The organism is Streptococcus parasanguinis (assembly GCF_015557775.1).
Taxonomy (GTDB): domain Bacteria; phylum Bacillota; class Bacilli; order Lactobacillales; family Streptococcaceae; genus Streptococcus; species Streptococcus parasanguinis_AA.
This window is the reverse complement of record NZ_JADNOY010000001.1, coordinates 329,415-347,071: the sequence shown is the minus strand read 5'-3', so window position 1 is coordinate 347,071 and position 17,657 is coordinate 329,415. Positions and strand designations below refer to the sequence as shown.

Sequence of the window (17,657 nt, the reverse complement as noted above, 5' to 3'; positions counted from 1 at the left end):
CACCTATTCGATAATATCCCACTTCCCATTTCTCTGAATTAACCCAGAAGAAGAGTCCATAGCTGAAAAATCATCATTTGCTATATCCGTTCGATTCATTACAATTAGAGGTGCGTTAGCTTCTGTTGCAAAAGCTAACATTTCACGTGATTCTCCCAAAATAGTGACCTGTAATTTTAATTTTAAATTATTGATTGCATTTAAACTACATTTATATCGAAAAATCTTGTGTCCCTTTGATGTTGTTGGAAAATCATAAGTGTTGTCATTATAAATCCAAATATTTCTATCAATATCTGTCATAGAGAAAACTAAGTAAGTAACTATATCTTCTTCTAAATCATAAGAAACTTCAAATTCTACCATATCGTTCTGATGGATAACTTGATCCGAAATCATTTTGACTTTTAGATTTTTTACTACACTAATATGATTCTTACGATCGTCAGTTTTCTCAGGATGTTTACTTGTAGTCGCATTATCAACACTATACTGATTTGCTACATCTTCTGGGGCTCCCAATGCCTTCACCAAACCATTTTCAATCAAAACAGCCTTGTTACAATATTTCTTAACGGCTCCCATATCATGGGTAACTAGGATAGTGGTTTTCCCTGATTTCTTGCGTTCTTGGAAGTAATCGTTACACTTGCGCTGGAAGGCCTCATCTCCTACTGCTAGGACCTCGTCCAAAATCAAGATATCCCCTTGGGCCTTAATGGCAACCGAAAAGGCCAGACGAACCTGCATGCCTGATGAGTAGTTCTTAAGCTTTTGGTTCATGAATTCATGCAACTCGGCAAAGTCTACGATATCATCATACATGGCATCAATTTCAGCTGTTGAGAAGCCCAGCATAGCCCCGTTCATATAGACATTTTCTCGACCTGTCAGTTCTGGGTTAAAGCCCACTCCAAGCTCGATAAAAGACACCAGTTTCCCATCAATAGTGACGGTACCTTTTTCTGGCACATAGATTTCAGAAATAATTTTCAAGAGAGTCGATTTTCCAGAACCGTTTCTTCCGAGGATCCCGAAAAAGTCTCCTTTTTCTACTTCAAAAGAAATATCCTTAAGCACATGTTGTTCTTTGTATCCTTTGATTCCTTTGAAGCGATTGACCAGGGCAGTTCGAAGACTATTGGTTGCCTCTGTTGGCAACTTAAAGTACTTGCTGACATGGTCTACTTTTACTGCAATTTGTTTATCTGTCATTAGAGAATCTCCGCAAATTTCTTAGCATGTTTGTTAAAGTAAGCAAAGCCAGCAACAAAAATAAGAATTGGTAAAACATAAGGAATCAAAACCAAGAACTTATTTTCCACCAAAAGCCAGACAGGGGTGTTAGCCTTATCAATCAAGAAGTAACGCATGTCTTGAATAATTTGAGCCAAAGGATTCATCATGACCAACTTAGCCGCCCATGGATTGCGGTCTGCAATAAAGGTAATCGGATAGATAATTGGCGTCGCATACAAGCCTGCTTGCAAGAGTACTTCCCAGACTTGTCCAAGATCGCGGAAACGAACAAAAAATGTCGCTAAGATCAATGCGCATCCTGTCGCCATCAAGAACAACTCAAAGAACAACGGAATCACCATCAAAGCTGTCCAAGAAAATGTCACTCCATTAAAGAATGAAAAAATCAAGACCACTACAAGGTTAATAACAAAATTGATGGCTGCTCCTGAAATCGCAGACAAGACAATGATATGTTTGGAGAAGTTCAACTTCCGCAACAGGTCGCCTCGACTAACGATCGACACCATCCCCATAGATGTAGCTTCTGAAAAGAAGCCCCAGATTACATTGGCCAACAAGAGGGCAACTGGGAAATGGGGAACATCTCCACCCAAACGTAAAAATCGGATGAAGACAATATACATGATCGTAAAGGTCATCAGGGGCTTTAAAATGGACCAAAGATAACCGATCGCTGATCCTTGGTAGCGTAATTTAAAGTCTGTTTTGATTAATTCTCGTAATAAAATTCGATTTTTCTGACTAAAAACGTCAAACATTATTTTTTACCTCGATATGCAAACTTTGTCAGAATCAAGCTGGTAAACACAACCGTATGAAAAGCTCGGTTCTTCCGGTAACCATACTGACGAATCCGTCTCAAACGTTCTTTTAGTGGAACATCCATAATGGTGACAAAGTTTTCAATGATTTCTTTAGTTTGGGAACTGACAGGCAGATCCAATAGATTTTTTGCTTGTTCTTGACTGGACTCAATGAGATTCCAATATTTAGCAAAAAGAATATGAGGGCGAACCCAATTTTTAACCCGTTTTCTAAGGGTACGAGCCCCCAGAACATTGCTACTGTGCTGACGGTACAATTCTGTTGACCGATCGATATAGATGAGCTTCCCAAATGCAGTTGCCAACAAGGCCAAATACCAATCATGCATAAGAAGTGCATGTTTTTCTTGACCCGTCCATAAGTCAGCCAGCGCGTGGTTAATCATGGCTACCCCACCAGTTACCGTATTTTCCGTCAACTCTTGAATCAATTCTGTATTGGCATGATCAGACTGGGTGCGAATCATACTCTCATGCTGCACATTCAAATTTTCATCGACCACTTTTAAATCTGTGTAGACCAGCAAAGGCACTTCTTGAGGATGCTTCTCTGCTTCTGCTACTTGAAGGGCAATCTTTTCTGGTAGCCAAACATCATCTTGGTCACTGAAGCAATAAAGATCAGCTTTTTCATATTTCAGAAGGGCATGGAAGCTCTTGATAACACCAAGATTTTCGATAGCTCCTTGGTTGATAAAGCGAATGCGCTCATCCTGAGCTACTAGCTCTTGAATAATCTCTACCGTACCATCTCTTGACCCATCATCCCGAATCAAGAGTTGCCAGTCCTGATAGGTCTGGTCTTGGATACTTTTGACCTGCTCTTTTAGATACTGCTCACCATTGTAGGTGGACAACAAGATATTTACTTTCATGATAAGAATAATTCCTCGTACTCACCTACAATTTTTTCCCAGGTAAAGTTTTGTTTCATGTTGGCTTTGGCTAATTGACCCCATTCAGTTACATCTTTTAAAGAATCAACCTGGTTGATCAAATTCGCCAAATTCCCAGTTTCTTTAGTCCAATATTGGGCTGTGTCTTTTGCGACCGTTTGGTTAAAGGAAACGCCTAAAACCAAATTCAGATCCGTCTGAGCGAGAGCCTCTAGGAGACCTGGATTTGTTCCTCCCACTTCATGACCATGGATATAGGCAAAGGCTTCTTTACGGATATATTTCAAGAGGTCTTGATCATAGACCGTTCCTACAAACTTGACGCGTGGATCCTGATCAAATCCAGTTCGAACTCGGAGCTCCTCAAAATAAGGATTGCCTTCATGATTACAAATGATCACCAAATCCCGCTTGGAGGAAGAGGCCATAAATTCACGAATGGCAGTCTCGTAATTATTTTCTGGAACAAAGCGACCCAAAATCAAGTAATAGTTTTTCTCCTGTGTCTGCCACTTCTGATAGAGTTCTCTGACCTTCCTGTCCTGATTGGTCAGACTGGTCGGAGATAAGTCCGTCCCATAGGCAATATAGGTCGTTTTAGACCACGGGTAGGCTTCCTTGATATAGGACTCGATACCAGGGTTGTCAGAAATCACCAAATCTGCGTGGCGCGTCATGATCTTTTCAGAATACTTGAGATAGGCTTGGATCGGCTTGGCCCACTTGGCCCGCTTCCACTCCAGTCCATCTGGGTTGATATAGAATCGTCCACCCAATTTATGGATCTTGCGCGCAAAAGGTGCCACAAAGGCTCCAATTGTATTGCCCAAGATATAAAAAATAGGTTTTTTAATTCCTTGTTTCTTAATGACCTTTAAGGCATAGTTGATGGCCATCATATCATAGGCAATGACGCGAGCTGGCCCAAGTTTCGGTGCTTTAATCCTAAAACAATCGACACCCTTGTAGTCAAAATGTTGATAAGCTTGATCATTAGAAAGGCAGGCAACATGGTACTGGATATCTGGAGACATTTGATGCGAAACCAATTGGTCCACAAAAGTCTCAAAACCGCCATATTGAGCCGGAAGCCCACGACTTCCAATAATAAAAACATGTTGCATAGAGTTCCCTTTCTAACAATTTACAGTCTATTCAATTATACCATTTTCTAGGCTTTTTGCCTAATCCAAACAGAAAAGCAACCCTCAAGGGTCGCTTCAAATTTCTCTTATTTCACTTCTTGTTTGTAAAACTCTTTCAAGGCATCTTGCCAAGTTGGAATGACGAACCCTGTAGCCTTAGCCTTAGCCAAGCTCATCGTTGAGTTCAGTGGACGTTTCGCTTTAGCTGGGAATTGGCTGGAATCCACTGGCTTCACTTCTACATCCGTATCTTTGAGGATTTCAACGGCAAAGTCATACCAAGTTGTATCTTCTTCAGCATCATTTGATAGGTGGTAATAACCATATTCCTTACGGTTTTCAGCCAAATAAGTCATGAACTCGGCCAAAGTACGTGTCCAGGTTGGACGACCATGTTGGTCATTAACGACGGTCAAAGTCTTGTGTGTCTTGGCTAAGTTTTGCATGGTGAAGACAAAGTTCTTACCGTAGTTCCCGAAAACCCAAGCTGTACGGATGATATAGAAGTTAGACACATGCTTCTCAACCAATTCTTCTCCCATACGTTTCGTACGACCGTACTCAGTTTGAGGATCTGGTTGATCGTCTACTTCCCATTCTTGTCCCACTGGTTTTTTCCCATCAAAAACGTAGTCGGTTGAGATATAAACCAAAGTTGCACCGTGTTTTTCAGATGCTTTTGCTACATTTTCCGTACCAGTCACGTTGATGGCATAGTCCAACTCTTTTCCTTCGTCTTCAGCAGCATCAACAGCTGTGTAAGCAGCACAGTGATATACCAAGGTTGGTTTTACTTCCGCAAATACCTCGTCAACTTTCTCTGCATTTGTGATGTCCATTTCAGCTACATCGACAGCTACATATTCTTCATTTCGTTCATCTAACAAATGGCGAAGCTCTGTTCCAAGTTGACCATTTGCTCCTGTAATTAAAATCATGTTAGGTTCCTTTCAATTGCTTTATCCCTATCATTATAGCAAAAAAAGCAGAAGTTTTCTGCTTTTAAACAACACACCTTTTCCTAGTTAACAGTGGTATGATATCACTTAACAAATTGCAAGAAATAATAAAAAGACTTATCATTACAGGAAGATGTGTCCTTGCTCCTGAAGCATAGATCGTTGGAGAAAATGAAACTAACATTCTTCCAACCATTCCAATAGTTAATAAATAAACATACCATATCCTCTTTTCTTTATCTACAACAAAATATAACGAAAGAAGAATAAAAATAAATATTAGTAAGTAGATAAATACTGCACTATAATTCTCAATATTATTAACAAACACCCCTGTCTTATTTGCATTCTTACTAATCAAAAATATTTTATAAAGGGATAAATTAAATTTTAACTTACTTGCAATCAAAAGTAAAATAACAAATATGCTCAATATAAACGATAATACTCTTTTAGTTAATAATGAAATAATCAAAATTAAGACTAAGAAAAATAAAATAAATAAATATGGTTTTGATATTGTTAATAAATTCTCGCCTGTTTCTAGAATACCCAATGAAATTTTTTGAATTATATTTAAATTTTTAAAATTTGGAAACCAATTTTGAGTCTCTTGCATTATTCGAATAGAATTGCCAGGGCTTAATTTAACAGATAAAATAGCCAAAATGCTAAAACTTAAATAAACTATATCAAACTTTTTTAAAGATTTATTTTTTAAATCTCTGACACATTCGAATAAAAGCCACAAAAAAGAATAAACAGCTAATTGCTCTTGCATAATTGAAAAGACAAAAAATATCATACTCAAAACTTTGACCAAAATGTATTTTGAGGTTCTATAATATAAAGAAAAAATTAGCAGAGAAGCCGGAAAAATATAATTCGTATAGGTAGGAATAGCACCTGCGCTAACAAATAGTGTCCTAGGAAAAAACAAAAATAGCAACACACCTGGTAACAGAGGAAAGTTAGGACAAAGTTTTCGACTACATATCAATAAAAAAAGTGTTGCCAAAAATGCTGAAAATATAAATATTAATTCATGTAAAGAAAAATACATGGTAGCAGATTCAATTAGCAATCTACTACTCCAAGTCATATATCGAAAGATTGCGAAATATAGATAATTAAAATTTATTTGTTGAGCATGAACGATAAACCCCGTCTGATCTCCAACAGGATACACACTATTTGCCTGGTAGAATCTGTAAGCAAATAGAGCTGAAACAAAAACCAAAAATAAACCAAAATATACTTTTTTAATCTTTAATAGTCTTTTCATCACTTTTCTCTTTTATCAAATAAACTGGACGCTTCTTGGTTTCCATGAAAATTTTGCCAATATATTTACCCAAAATCCCAATAGTTAGCAATTGGAAGCCCCCAAGGAAAAGAATCACTGTCATAAGAGATGGCCAACCAGAAGTCGGATCTCCAAAGACTAGTGTACGGATCACAATTAGAACCACCATGATAAAGGCCAAGATCCAAGATAGAAGACCACCAATAAAGGCAATATTTAGTGGGGCATCTGAGAAGTTAACGATCCCTTCAATCGAGTATTTGAAGAGAGACCAAAAATTCCAAGACGTCTCTCCTGCCACGCGCTCTACATTTTTATATTCGAGGTATTCTGTCTCAAATCCTACCCAAGCAAAAATCCCTTTTGAAAAACGATTGTACTCGGATAACTCCATAATGGCATCGACCATTGGGCGACGCATCAAACGGAAATCACGCGCTCCATCGACCATTTCCACTTGGCTAATATGATTGATCAATTTATAAAACATCCGTGCAAAGAAAGAGCGAATCGGTGGTTCCCCATCACGGGTTACGCGTCTCGTTCCGACACAGTCTAAATCCGGATCTTCCTCCAACTTCTGCTTCATTTCGATCAATAGTTCTGGAGGATCCTGTAGATCCACGTCCATGACTGTTACATAATTACCTGTGGCATGTTGGAGGCCAGCATAAAGAGCTGCTTCCTTCCCAAAGTTCCGTGAAAAGGAAAGATAGTGCACATTCGAATCTGTAACATGTAGCTTACGTAGAACAGATAGCGTCCTGTCTGACGAACCATCATTTATAAAAATATATTCAAACTTTTCTCCCATCTCCATCCGAACGCGTTCCATCTCTCGATAAAACAATGGAATCGATTCTTCTTCGTTAAAACATGGGACTACAACTGATATGGTCATCTCTTACTCCTTGACTTATTCACTTTCTATTGTAACAAAAAACTAGGGTTTCCCCTAGTATATCACTTAATTGAATTGTAAAACAACAATTTAATAATATTGACTAATGGTTGTAATAATTGAGACAAGAATAAACAAAGAAGCAATGTAAGTATAGTTATATTCTACTTTGTTCTTATCATATTCAATAGATTCTGTTCTATTCTGATTCCAAAACAGTCTTCTTGAAAAATCCGTTATACAACCAAGGAGAACAAAAATCCCCGCAAAATATCTCCCCTGAATTCCTTTAATTGAAATATCAGCAACCTCACCCCACATTAGATAGGCTGTCATTAGAATTCCAAAAACAATCCCCATCGAGACGAGAACTACCCCAAACTTCGCAAAAGTTTTAAGCGGTTTCCCATTTGGAAGTATAAATAGTGTAACTGAAATGAAAATTAAATAAAACCACATAAAAGCTTTCGCATCATAAGTCAACCAACCAAAAGTAAATAATGATTGTAATTTAAATGGAATAAAATTCACAACCTCTTTAATCATCATTCTCGTGAAGTCAGAAAAATGATGCAAGGTAAATATAATCTTTTTCATTGGATTAACTGCTGGATTTGGATGCGCAACTGTTGCATTTATGCCACTTGTTACTTTCAACCAAATCACACTCGTTAGAGCGACCATAAGAATGGATCCGGCAATTAGCAGATATTGTTTTTTATTAAGTTTTTCTTTTGGCAAAAAGACCAACAAACAAATAAGTAACACATATGGCAATTTTGAAAAAGCTATTAAAATACAAAGGATACTGTAGAAAAATATATCCCTATTACTGACTTTATCTTTTTCAAAATAGGAAAGGAATAAACCGATAACTAAAAAGATAAGACCATTAGCAAATGCATCCTGATTGAATGATGCAGCAATATAAATATTAATAGGAATAATCGCTAGTAGGGAAAAAATCAACTGCTTATCACCAGCTTTTTTTATAGCAAGACGAACAAGCAAGGCGAAAACTAGTAAATTGAAAAACCTACCTAAAAAAATTGAACCCAATACACTTAAATGTAAGAGACGCGCGATAAGAATTCCTAATGTTTGGGGTAAATAACTTACAAATGAATAGCCATTGGTATTACCTAAATTAGAATATACTACCTGTTTGTCAGATAATTGTTTTTCTTCCAAATCAGTTTGTAATAAAGGCTTCTTAAATTCTTCTTCAACTTCAGATATATCCGATGAAACCTTCATCTCTTCTACTGATGAAGGTAAATATAAATGTCCATTACTAATATAGAGAGCTCTAGAATAATGAAAATTTTCATCTGGTGTATCCATATTCGGGGTATAGACACAAAAAATTAGTCCAGTAAATAAAACTACTGAAAAAATTTTATTGTATAACTTCATATTTATTAGCGATAGAAGGGTGAAAATTCCTCCAATGATAACAAATGTTTTAATTGGCGCATTATTGAATGGACCATCGAAATATAAATACGTTCCAAATATCAGAAACCAGATAAGCAAAATATAAAATTTCTTTTGCCAAATATTTTGAAAGAAATCTGAACCATTTTTAAAAAGTAGATTTGTCATGTAACACCTTTCTTTTCTTCTAACTGCTGAAACAGATCATACCACTTTTGAATGATAATATCCTCTGCATAAGTCCCTATAACATATTTACGTCCTCTTCTTCCAATGTCCTCTAGAAAAGCAGGATTGGTTAGAAAATACCGCATTTTAGTTGCTAACTCCTCAATACTTGGATCAAAGAGCATCTCAGGCGTAGCAGTTTGAAGTTCAGCAACTCCTTGTGAACAATTATAAGTTAATACTGGAGTACCTAAAACCATTGACTCAACAACCGACATACCAAATGCTTCCGATTTAGAAGTTAATAAGGTAAACAATGACTCTTGATAAACTTCTTTAACCTGAGTTGTTTTCCCTTTTAAGATAATACGCTTTGTCATTCCTAATTGATTGATGAGCGATTGGAGAGTTTCCCTCAAATTACCAGATCCGTAAATATTAAACTTAACATCAGGAAATTCACCAGCCACTTGTGCAAAGGCCTTAATTTGATGATCAATTTGCTTAACTGGATCTAGTCTGCCCACAAAAGAAATCACTTTTGACTTCTCCTTATCTAACACCTCTGATACTTTTATATATCTAGGCAGAGGATTTGTAATCGCAACAAATTTTTCCAATGGAATATTGTAATGATTGCTAATCACTTCCGAATAAGAATCCGATAAGAACATTATACAATCCAATTTCGGATATTTATTTTTAATAATATATGGATAAACTTTATAAATTCCCTTACATTCCAATACAAAATCAGCAGAAGAATGCATTTGTCCAATGAAGAAAGCACAATTAGAAAATTTCTTCAAACTTTTTTCCATCAAAAGATAAACAATTGGGTTTGCTAAAATGACCATTGGATTCTTTGATTGTGACAAAAGTACAGTTAATTCTTTTTCTAATTTTTTTGAGTAATACTTTTCTTTTAAGAATAACCACGGCTTTTCAAAGAAAATATCCTCCTGATATAGAAGAATTTCATGATAATTCTTTTGTACCTTCTCATACTTTTCTTGTGATTGAACAGCACAGCCGACAACCGTCACTTTGTTTCCATCTTCAGCAAAACGTGTAGCGAGCTGATCAACTACACGCTGAACACCACCGATTCCACCTAAATGGTGAGTGACAAAAATAATATCTCTTGTCATTTTTCTATTTCTTTCTTGATTTTATAATACTAAAGATTGTAAAACTTCCCATTATATAAACTAACATAGCAATGCAAAAACTAATAGAAGCTCCCATAATCTGATACTTATTAACCAGCTCACTGGTTATCATTTTAGTAATGATAAACATTAGGGTATACACGGATAATAAATAATAATGTTTTCTCATGATAATTAAGATATTTTCGAGGATAATTGAAAATGAATATAAGACACCTGAAAAAACGAGAATAGTCAGTTCTATCTTATATTTTAATAGATCTATTCCAAATATTAAACTAAGAACATTGACACCAATTAAATAAGCAAAAAAAGTAATAACTATCCCTATTAAGAGAGTAAAAAGCACTATTTTGAAGAACATTTTGTAAAACATCTGAAACTGTTTCTTCTGCCACAGTTCAGCCATTTGAGTAATGAGAGGTCTTACTACCAAAATACAAAGACTCATAAAAAATACTGGCATAAACAGGATGTTGTAATCCCTTTGAGCACCAGTTTCTACTATACCCTTAGCATAAGCACCAGAAATCGATAACTTCGCCTCATTAAAAACAAGTGTCAATAAAAACCCATAAATAAATAAAGAAAAACAAACTTTAATAATTTTTATAGATTCATCAAAAATATTTTTTGAAAAAATATGACTCAAACTCAACCTATCAAACAATTTGAAATGGGCATAATCATAAACAAATACAAAAAACAGATTGATGAAAGCTAGGACCATCAGAGTCAAAACTATAGAATGAGACAATAAGAGCCCAAATAAAAGAATGAGGACGCTTAAAATATATCTATAGACCATAGCTTTTCCAGCAATATCTAAACGACCATGTTGTTGAAAATAACCTTGAAATAGATCCGAAAAAGCATCCGCTACACGGTACACAATAATCCAAGAAATGATCATCACAGAGCTTTTAGTGAAATCATAGTTTATTGACCACAGATAGGGAAATAAGCTAATCAACATTAAGATAACCGTTAGTAATCTTGTGAAAAAATAAGCTGAAAAGGGATGAGCTGAGTTAACATCTGTTGCTTGGTAGTTACGAACTTGAAATTGCCCAATAATGATCCATAAATTACCAATTGAGGTAGCTAGACTAAATTGGTCTGCCACCTCACTGGTTTGCATTCTAGATACAACTAACAAATATAATACCGAGACTGCTGCTGCCGCAAAATTTCCTAGCAGGTTCCATATGTAAATACTTTTTTGAGAAGGAGTATTATTCATCTTTCTCCTCATTTTTGTTTAAAGCGATAACTTGGACAAGATTTTTAAACTTGGTATCTAACTTTGACAACCGTACAGTTAATTGGAACTGATTCATTAATAACAAGAAAATAATAAAAAGAAAAATAAAATTAACAGCAGATGCAATTCCTAAGGATGCTGCGATAAACTCTGCTAACTTTGGAAAAATACTAAAAACTAATAAAATTAATGAAAAGAAGATCCAAAACAAGGCATCATTAATCTGTACACGAGATTTTCTGATGTTCTGGAGAATAAACCCACATGTTCCCAATGAAACAACAACTAATACAACTTGAAACCAGATTGACATTCTATTTTCCTCTCTCTCTAAAATTCTGAATGAATAGAATAGATACGAACATATGAATCATGTACTTAATAGAGCGTGAAAAAGTTAAATAACTTTCTCCCGCTTGTCTCTCTTCCATTCGAACTTGAACTTCTGAAATTGGAACACCATTTCTTAATAGATAAGAAACAGTATCTGGTTCAGGACCATAGTTGATATTTTTTGCAAAAACTTGTATTAAATCTTTTGAAAACATTCTCATTCCAGATGTCGGATCATTAATGGTTTTTCCAGTGGTCAATTTAATAGCAAAACTTATAAGGGTATTCCCTAACATACGAAACGAATTTGGTCTTTTCTCTGTTACAAAGCGAGAACCTATGACCATTTTATTTCCTTTATCAATTCCATCTTCTAAAGCAGCAATATACTCTGGAAGATGCTGACCATCTGCATCAAATTGCACCGCTTTTTCATAACCGTATTGGTAAGCATACAATAATCCAGTTTGAAATGCTCCAGCTAGTCCAAGATTGACTGGTAAATCAATAATATTATAACCATTGTTATGACAAATTTCTGAGGTTTGATCTCTTGAACCGTCATTGATAATTACATAATCATACTGAGAATAATTTTGAATAATATTATTTACTACTGACTGAATCGAACCTTCCTCATTATATGCAGGTATAATAATTAATAAATCTGAGGATTTCAATATCCTTCTTCCTCCATTAAAATTCTTTTTTATCCATTATACAATAACCAAAATATTTTATCCACTAATCTCAGAACTTTATACCAACAATAACAATTGTTGTAAGCATAAAAAAGCTCGATATTAGTTATAAATATCAAGCAATTCTTTAAACTTTGTTATTATTCAAATCCATTTGGATGTTTGCTTTGCCATCTCCATGCATCTTGACACATGCGATGAATATCATATTGAGCTTCCCAACCTAACTCCTCACTTGCTTTTGATGGATCTGCATAACAGGTTGCAATATCTCCAGCACGTCTCTCAACAATCTTATAAGGAATTGTTTTTCCTACCACATCTTCCATATTTTGAATGATTTCAAGAACAGAGTATCCTCTACCAGTACCCAAGTTATATATATTTAACCCTGAATCTTTTTCAAGTTTCCTTAATGCCGCCACATGCCCTTTTGCTAAATCAACCACATGGATATAATCGCGGACTCCAGTTCCATCTGGAGTTGGATAATCATTACCAAACACATTAACATATTCTAGCTTTCCAACTGCTACCTGTGTTACATATGGTAAAAGATTATTTGGGATTCCATTTGGATTTTCACCAATATTCCCACTTTCATGAGCACCAATTGGGTTGAAATAGCGTAACAGCACGATATTCCAGGAAGAATCTGACTTGTATATATCTTGAAGCATCTCTTCAATCATCAACTTTGTTCTCCCATATGGATTGGTTACTGATAGCGGAAAATCCTCTAAGATAGGGACAGTATGTGGATCACCATAGACAGTCGCTGACGAGCTAAAAATAATGTTCTTACATTGGACTTCCTCCATAACTCGAAGCAAGGTCAATGTTCCGGTTATATTGTTTTCATAATATGTGAGAGGGATTTGAACCGATTCCCCAACGGCTTTTAATGCGGCAAAATGAATCACCCCTGTAGGTTGTTCTTTTACGAATACTTCCAATAACTTCTCTTTGTCTCGAACATCTATGTCGTATAATGCAATAGATTTACCAATAATCTTTTCAACTTCTTGGATACTTTTTTTACTACTATTTACAAAGTTATCTACCACAACTATTTCATGACCGGCTTTAGTCAATTCAATTAGTGTATGGGAACCAATAAATCCAGCTCCACCTGTTACTAAAATCTTTTGTTTCATTATTTTTTCCTCATTTAAATAAATTACCTTAATTATCCCATATTTTAGTAATAATTTCAAAACTTGCCCTACATTTTTCACCCCGCCCCTCCCCCTTTTCATGGTATAATAGAGTGAATCGATGACGGAAGGACACCTTATGTTAAAGCTGGGAATTATTGGTACGAGTTGGATTTCACATGAATTTATTACAGCTGCTCATCAGACGGGCCACTATCACTTGCAGGCTGTGTATTCGAGAAAGATGAAGACGGCTCAAGAGTTTTGTGAGCCTTATGGGGCGATCTCTTGCTACACGGATTTCATCGACTTCTTAGACAGTGAGCTGGATGTGGTCTACATTGCTAGCCCCAATTCCCTTCATTTCGCTCAGGCCAAGCTTGCTATTCTAGCCAAGAAGCATGTCATCATTGAAAAACCGGCTGTGACCAAACCTTCTGAATGGAAGGAACTGGTCAAGCTCGCTAATGAGCACCAGGTCTATCTCTTTGAAGCTGCCAGAAATTATCAAGAAGCAGCCTTTCAAGTAGTTAAAAACTTCCTCTCTAACCAGGAAATACTGGGCGCCAACTTCACCTTTGCCAAATATTCTTCTAAATTGCCGGCCCTTCTTGCAGGTGAGATGCCCAATATTTTCTCAGATGTCTATGCAGGTGGAGCCTTGATGGATCTGGGAGTCTACTGCCTCTACTTGGCGATCGGCTTCTTTGGAGCTCCAATCTCCAGCCACTACACCGCTCAGCAATTACCCAATTCGGTTGATCTCTATGGTCAAGGTGTCTTGATTTATCCAGATTTTCAGGTTGCCATTCAGGCGGGGAAAAATATCACCAGCCATCTACCTGCTGAAATCTACACCAAGACTGGAACACTAACTCTCAATGCTGTGGCAGCCATTAACCAGGCCCAATTTGTCAGCCATTCTGGTGAAGTCATCGACCTTCCGATCCAGTCCTGCCCACACCAAATGCAAGAAGAGGCGGAAGCCTTTGCCCTTGCCATCGCTCATCAAAAGCCGTCTGCTTATCTCGAATGGTTACAAACGGCTGCGCAGGTCCATGAAACCCTCTACCAGATGCGTCAGAGCGCTGGAATACAATTTAAGGATGAAAAAGAATGAAAGAACAATTTCCACAAAGCTGGAAAGACCAGTTAGAAACACTCGGATTTGATACATTCACTGAAATTCAGGAACAGATCTTCTCCCCTATCTATGAAGGAGAAAATGTCCTTGGGATCAGTCCTACCGGTACTGGTAAGACACTTGCCTACCTCTTTCCAAGCTTGCTCAAACTCAAACCGAAGAAAGCCCAACAACTCTTGATTCTAGCTCCTAATACAGAGTTAGCAGGACAAATTTTTGATGTCACCAAGCAATGGGCAGAGCCTCTTGGGCTCCAGACCCAACTCTTCCTGTCAGGATCCAGTCAAAAACGGCAAATCGAACGCCTCAAAAAAGGACCTGAAATTCTAATTGGGACGCCTGGTCGGATCTTTGAACTGATCAAGCTGAAAAAGATCAAAATGATGAATGTGGAAACCATCATTTTAGATGAATTTGACCAATTACTGAGTGATTCTCAGTACCACTTCGTCGACAAGATCAGCCACTATGCTCCCCGCGACCACCAACATATCTATATGAGCGCCACAGCCAGGGTCGATCCAGATCAGCTAGAAGAGAATACTCTTCGCATGACGGTTGATGGAGTTTCTTTGGACAATATCCAACATTTTTATATGCAAGTGGATCGGCGTGACAAGGTCGAATTGCTCCGCAAACTCGCCTACGTTGAAGATTTTCGTGGTCTGGCTTTTTTCAACAGCCTATCTGATCTAGGTAGTGCTGAAGAAAAACTACAATACCGGGGTGTTGAGGCCGTGTCGCTGGCTAGTGATGTCAATGTTAAATACCGCAAGGTCATCCTGGAACGCTTCAAAGACCATCAGCTAACCCTCTTACTGGCCACCGATTTGGTCGCTCGTGGAATCGATATTGAACATCTTGAATGTGTGATTAACTATGATATCCCCCGTGATGTAGAGACCTATACCCACCGCGCTGGTCGAACAGGTCGAATGGGGCGTGAGGGCTATGTGATCACCTTTATCACCCACCCAGAAGAACTCAAATCCTTGAAAAAATACGCTTCTGTCCGTGAACTTGTTTTAAAAAATTCCGAACTATTTTTAAATGAATAAGAAAATCCTCTGCTAGTAAATTTACTGCAGAGGATTTTTTAGTTAATTTCCATTGTAATAAATGCGATGACTTTCAAGTTGATAATCCAACAATTCATCTACCGTTACAAAGGTATAACCTTGTGATTTAAGGTAGTCAAGGACGGTCGGAAGAGCATCAATCGTGGTTTGATGGATATCATGCATGAGGATAATCGAACCCGGTTTGACCTCTTTTTTCACTTCATTGAGAATAGCCGTCGTATTATGAGTTTTCCAATCCAGGCTATCCACATCCCACATGATGAAGGACTGGTCTACACTGTATTGGATGGCGTTATTGATGGCTCCATACGGAGGACGCGTGATCTTAGTTTGAACGCCTGTCGCTTTTTGAATAGCTTCTTGGGTATCCAAGATCTCTTTTTTGGCATTATCCAAGCTCAATTTTGGCAATTGAGGGTGATCCCAGGTATGGTTCCCGATTTGATGACCTTCTTTGCGGACTTGCTTAGCAATATCAGGATTCGCACTGACATTTTTTCCAACCATAAAGAAGGTAGCTTTGGCATTGTATTTCTTTAAGATGGCTAGCGCCTGAGGGGTCGTCGTTGGATCTGGTCCATCATCAAAAGTCAGGGCAATCATCTTACGGTGGCGTTCTTCAATATAGGATTGGTAAGAAGCTAGATCGTCAGGAAGCAAGCGCTCTGTATCAATCACATCATAGAATTTAGACAAGGGAACAGTGAAGGTATCATCTCCCTTAACCTTGCTTGGAAATGGAATGGTAAAATTCCCTTTTTCATATTGGAATTCCCATTGGCTCAAATCCAACCCTGAAAAGTGGGCGACCATTTGATCAATGCTTTCCTCATCCAACTGACGAAAGTCTAGATTCCCTCGCAATTCCTCCAAAAAGATCTGTTTGGCTCCATCTGGATCCGCAAAAACCTGACTGAGGGTCAGAGGGTGGTTCTCATCATCCACGTAGAAGAGAGGTAGTTTCACGGTCTCATCTTTGATGAATTTTCCTTTTTTATACTGGTATTCAACCCGTTTGATTTGGATAGGATGATAGCCAACAAAAGGCGCTTCTGCTTCTTCACTATGGTAGAAGGTCAAATGCTTAGGCTCTTTGGTTTTCTCATCGGATCCTAGACGCTGAAGATCTTCTTGAATCTTCTCTTTAATAATCTCAACAGCTTGTCCATCCTTAGTAGGATAATAAGTGGTCACATAAGATGTCCCAATAATCCCTTCCTGAACTTGAACATCTTTCCCTTTTTCAGAGCTTTTCTCTAGTTGGGTGACCTTAGCAAACTGATCCTGATAGGCTTTTTGTTCACGAACCCTTTGAATCTTTTGATAGCCGATATACAAAAGACTCAGTAAAAGGAGATTTGTAATGATTAATAATATAGTTTTCGTGTGTTTGAATCTCATAACTTTATTATAGCAAATTTCTATCGAAAAAACATTCCTTTTTTGTAAATGGTTTCATAAAAAAGAGGGCGACTGTCGTCACCGGCAGTGGCCCCTAATTTTAATCACTCTTATTTTTCGCGAATGACTTCTACTTTATATCCATCTGGATCTACAACGAAATAGTAATTCGGTTGCGTTCCTGGAAGACCTTTTGGTTCCGTCACTTCATAGCCTTTAGCCTTGTGTTCGGCATTTAAAGCTTCTAGATCAGGAGTACTCAAGGCAACGTGTGCGTAGCCGTCTCCAATCACATATGGACCATGATCATAATTATAAGTCAATTCCAACTCATAGTCATCTCCAGGCAAGGACAAATAGACAATCGTGAACTTGTAGTCTGGAAAATCTTTCCGACGTTTTTCTTCAAAACCAAAAGCATCTTGGTAAAAAGCGATTGATTTTTCTAAGTTTTCCACACGAAGGCAAGTGTGCAACATTTTTGAACTCATAAGTGTTCCTCTT

General features: G+C 37.3%; 17 protein-coding genes. 2 read left to right on the top strand and 15 right to left on the bottom strand.

What is annotated here, in order from left to right:
• Positions 1-3: 3 nt before the first annotated feature.
• The 13 genes from I2F76_RS01845 to galE all read right to left on the bottom strand — a co-directional run bounded on the left by I2F76_RS01845 (position 4) and on the right by galE (position 13,526).
• Positions 4-1,215 (bottom strand): ABC transporter ATP-binding protein, encoded by a 1,212-nt coding sequence (locus I2F76_RS01845; RefSeq protein ID WP_070589264.1) that lies wholly within the window; start codon positions 1,213-1,215, stop codon positions 4-6.
• A complete protein-coding gene (locus I2F76_RS01840) occupies positions 1,215-2,021 on the bottom strand; it encodes an ABC transporter permease (RefSeq protein ID WP_003003247.1) in 807 nt (268 codons plus the stop codon). The genes I2F76_RS01845 and I2F76_RS01840 overlap by 1 nt, the downstream gene beginning before the upstream one ends.
• Positions 2,021-2,962: a glycosyltransferase family 2 protein gene (locus I2F76_RS01835; RefSeq protein ID WP_195487112.1), complete on the bottom strand. Its 942-nt coding sequence runs from the start codon at positions 2,960-2,962 to the stop codon at positions 2,021-2,023. The genes I2F76_RS01840 and I2F76_RS01835 overlap by 1 nt, the downstream gene beginning before the upstream one ends.
• Entirely contained in the window at positions 2,959-4,107 is a 1,149-nt protein-coding gene (gene cps2T, locus I2F76_RS01830; RefSeq protein WP_195487111.1) for a beta 1-4 rhamnosyltransferase Cps2T, read from the bottom strand. The genes I2F76_RS01835 and cps2T overlap by 4 nt, the downstream gene beginning before the upstream one ends.
• 107 nt (positions 4,108-4,214) lie before the next feature.
• Positions 4,215-5,066: a dTDP-4-dehydrorhamnose reductase gene (gene rfbD / locus I2F76_RS01825; RefSeq protein WP_045764001.1), complete on the bottom strand. Its 852-nt coding sequence runs from the start codon at positions 5,064-5,066 to the stop codon at positions 4,215-4,217.
• Between the two features lie 64 nt (positions 5,067-5,130).
• Complete coding sequence (locus I2F76_RS01820) at positions 5,131-6,372, bottom strand: beta-carotene 15,15'-monooxygenase (RefSeq protein ID WP_195487110.1); 1,242 nt, start codon at positions 6,370-6,372, stop codon at positions 5,131-5,133.
• Positions 6,350-7,294 carry a glycosyltransferase family 2 protein gene (locus I2F76_RS01815; RefSeq protein ID WP_070589274.1) on the bottom strand — a complete coding sequence of 315 codons (945 nt, stop codon included), beginning with the start codon at positions 7,292-7,294 and terminating at the stop codon, positions 6,350-6,352. Before I2F76_RS01815 ends, I2F76_RS01820 begins: the two co-directional genes overlap by 23 nt.
• A gap of 90 nt (positions 7,295-7,384) precedes the next feature.
• Complete coding sequence (locus I2F76_RS01810) at positions 7,385-8,899, bottom strand: DUF2142 domain-containing protein (protein ID WP_195487109.1); 1,515 nt, start codon at positions 8,897-8,899, stop codon at positions 7,385-7,387.
• Positions 8,896-10,050 (bottom strand): glycosyltransferase, encoded by a 1,155-nt coding sequence (locus I2F76_RS01805; RefSeq protein WP_195487108.1) that lies wholly within the window; start codon positions 10,048-10,050, stop codon positions 8,896-8,898. The genes I2F76_RS01810 and I2F76_RS01805 overlap by 4 nt, the downstream gene beginning before the upstream one ends.
• Positions 10,051-10,054: 4 nt before the next feature.
• Positions 10,055-11,314, bottom strand: a complete 1,260-nt coding sequence (locus tag I2F76_RS01800; RefSeq protein ID WP_195487107.1) for a lipopolysaccharide biosynthesis protein — start codon at positions 11,312-11,314, stop codon at positions 10,055-10,057.
• Positions 11,307-11,648 (bottom strand): DUF2304 domain-containing protein, encoded by a 342-nt coding sequence (locus I2F76_RS01795; protein WP_070589284.1) that lies wholly within the window; start codon positions 11,646-11,648, stop codon positions 11,307-11,309. Before I2F76_RS01795 ends, I2F76_RS01800 begins: the two co-directional genes overlap by 8 nt.
• Before the next feature lies 1 nt (position 11,649).
• On the bottom strand, positions 11,650-12,348 hold the full coding sequence (locus I2F76_RS01790; RefSeq protein WP_070589286.1) for a glycosyltransferase family 2 protein: 699 nt from the start codon (positions 12,346-12,348) through the stop codon (positions 11,650-11,652).
• Positions 12,349-12,509: 161 nt separating this feature from the next.
• Positions 12,510-13,526 carry a UDP-glucose 4-epimerase GalE gene (gene galE, locus I2F76_RS01785; RefSeq protein ID WP_070589288.1) on the bottom strand — a complete coding sequence of 339 codons (1,017 nt, stop codon included), beginning with the start codon at positions 13,524-13,526 and terminating at the stop codon, positions 12,510-12,512.
• Between the two features lie 139 nt (positions 13,527-13,665).
• Between galE and I2F76_RS01780 the strand changes: the two genes are divergently transcribed.
• Together I2F76_RS01780 and I2F76_RS01775 are read left to right on the top strand one after the other, a co-directional pair.
• On the top strand, positions 13,666-14,646 hold the full coding sequence (locus I2F76_RS01780) for a Gfo/Idh/MocA family protein (protein WP_195487106.1): 981 nt from the start codon (positions 13,666-13,668) through the stop codon (positions 14,644-14,646).
• Positions 14,643-15,728: a DEAD/DEAH box helicase gene (locus tag I2F76_RS01775; RefSeq protein WP_195487105.1), complete on the top strand. Its 1,086-nt coding sequence runs from the start codon at positions 14,643-14,645 to the stop codon at positions 15,726-15,728. The genes I2F76_RS01780 and I2F76_RS01775 overlap by 4 nt, the downstream gene beginning before the upstream one ends.
• A gap of 42 nt (positions 15,729-15,770) precedes the next feature.
• On the opposite strand, the gene I2F76_RS01770 is transcribed toward I2F76_RS01775, so the two are convergent.
• Positions 15,771-17,153 carry a polysaccharide deacetylase family protein gene (locus tag I2F76_RS01770; protein ID WP_195487104.1) on the bottom strand — a complete coding sequence of 461 codons (1,383 nt, stop codon included), beginning with the start codon at positions 17,151-17,153 and terminating at the stop codon, positions 15,771-15,773.
• A 110-nt stretch (positions 17,154-17,263) separates the two neighbouring features.
• Positions 17,264-17,644 (bottom strand): VOC family protein, encoded by a 381-nt coding sequence (locus tag I2F76_RS01765; protein WP_049498864.1) that lies wholly within the window; start codon positions 17,642-17,644, stop codon positions 17,264-17,266.
• Positions 17,645-17,657: the final 13 nt, after the last annotated feature.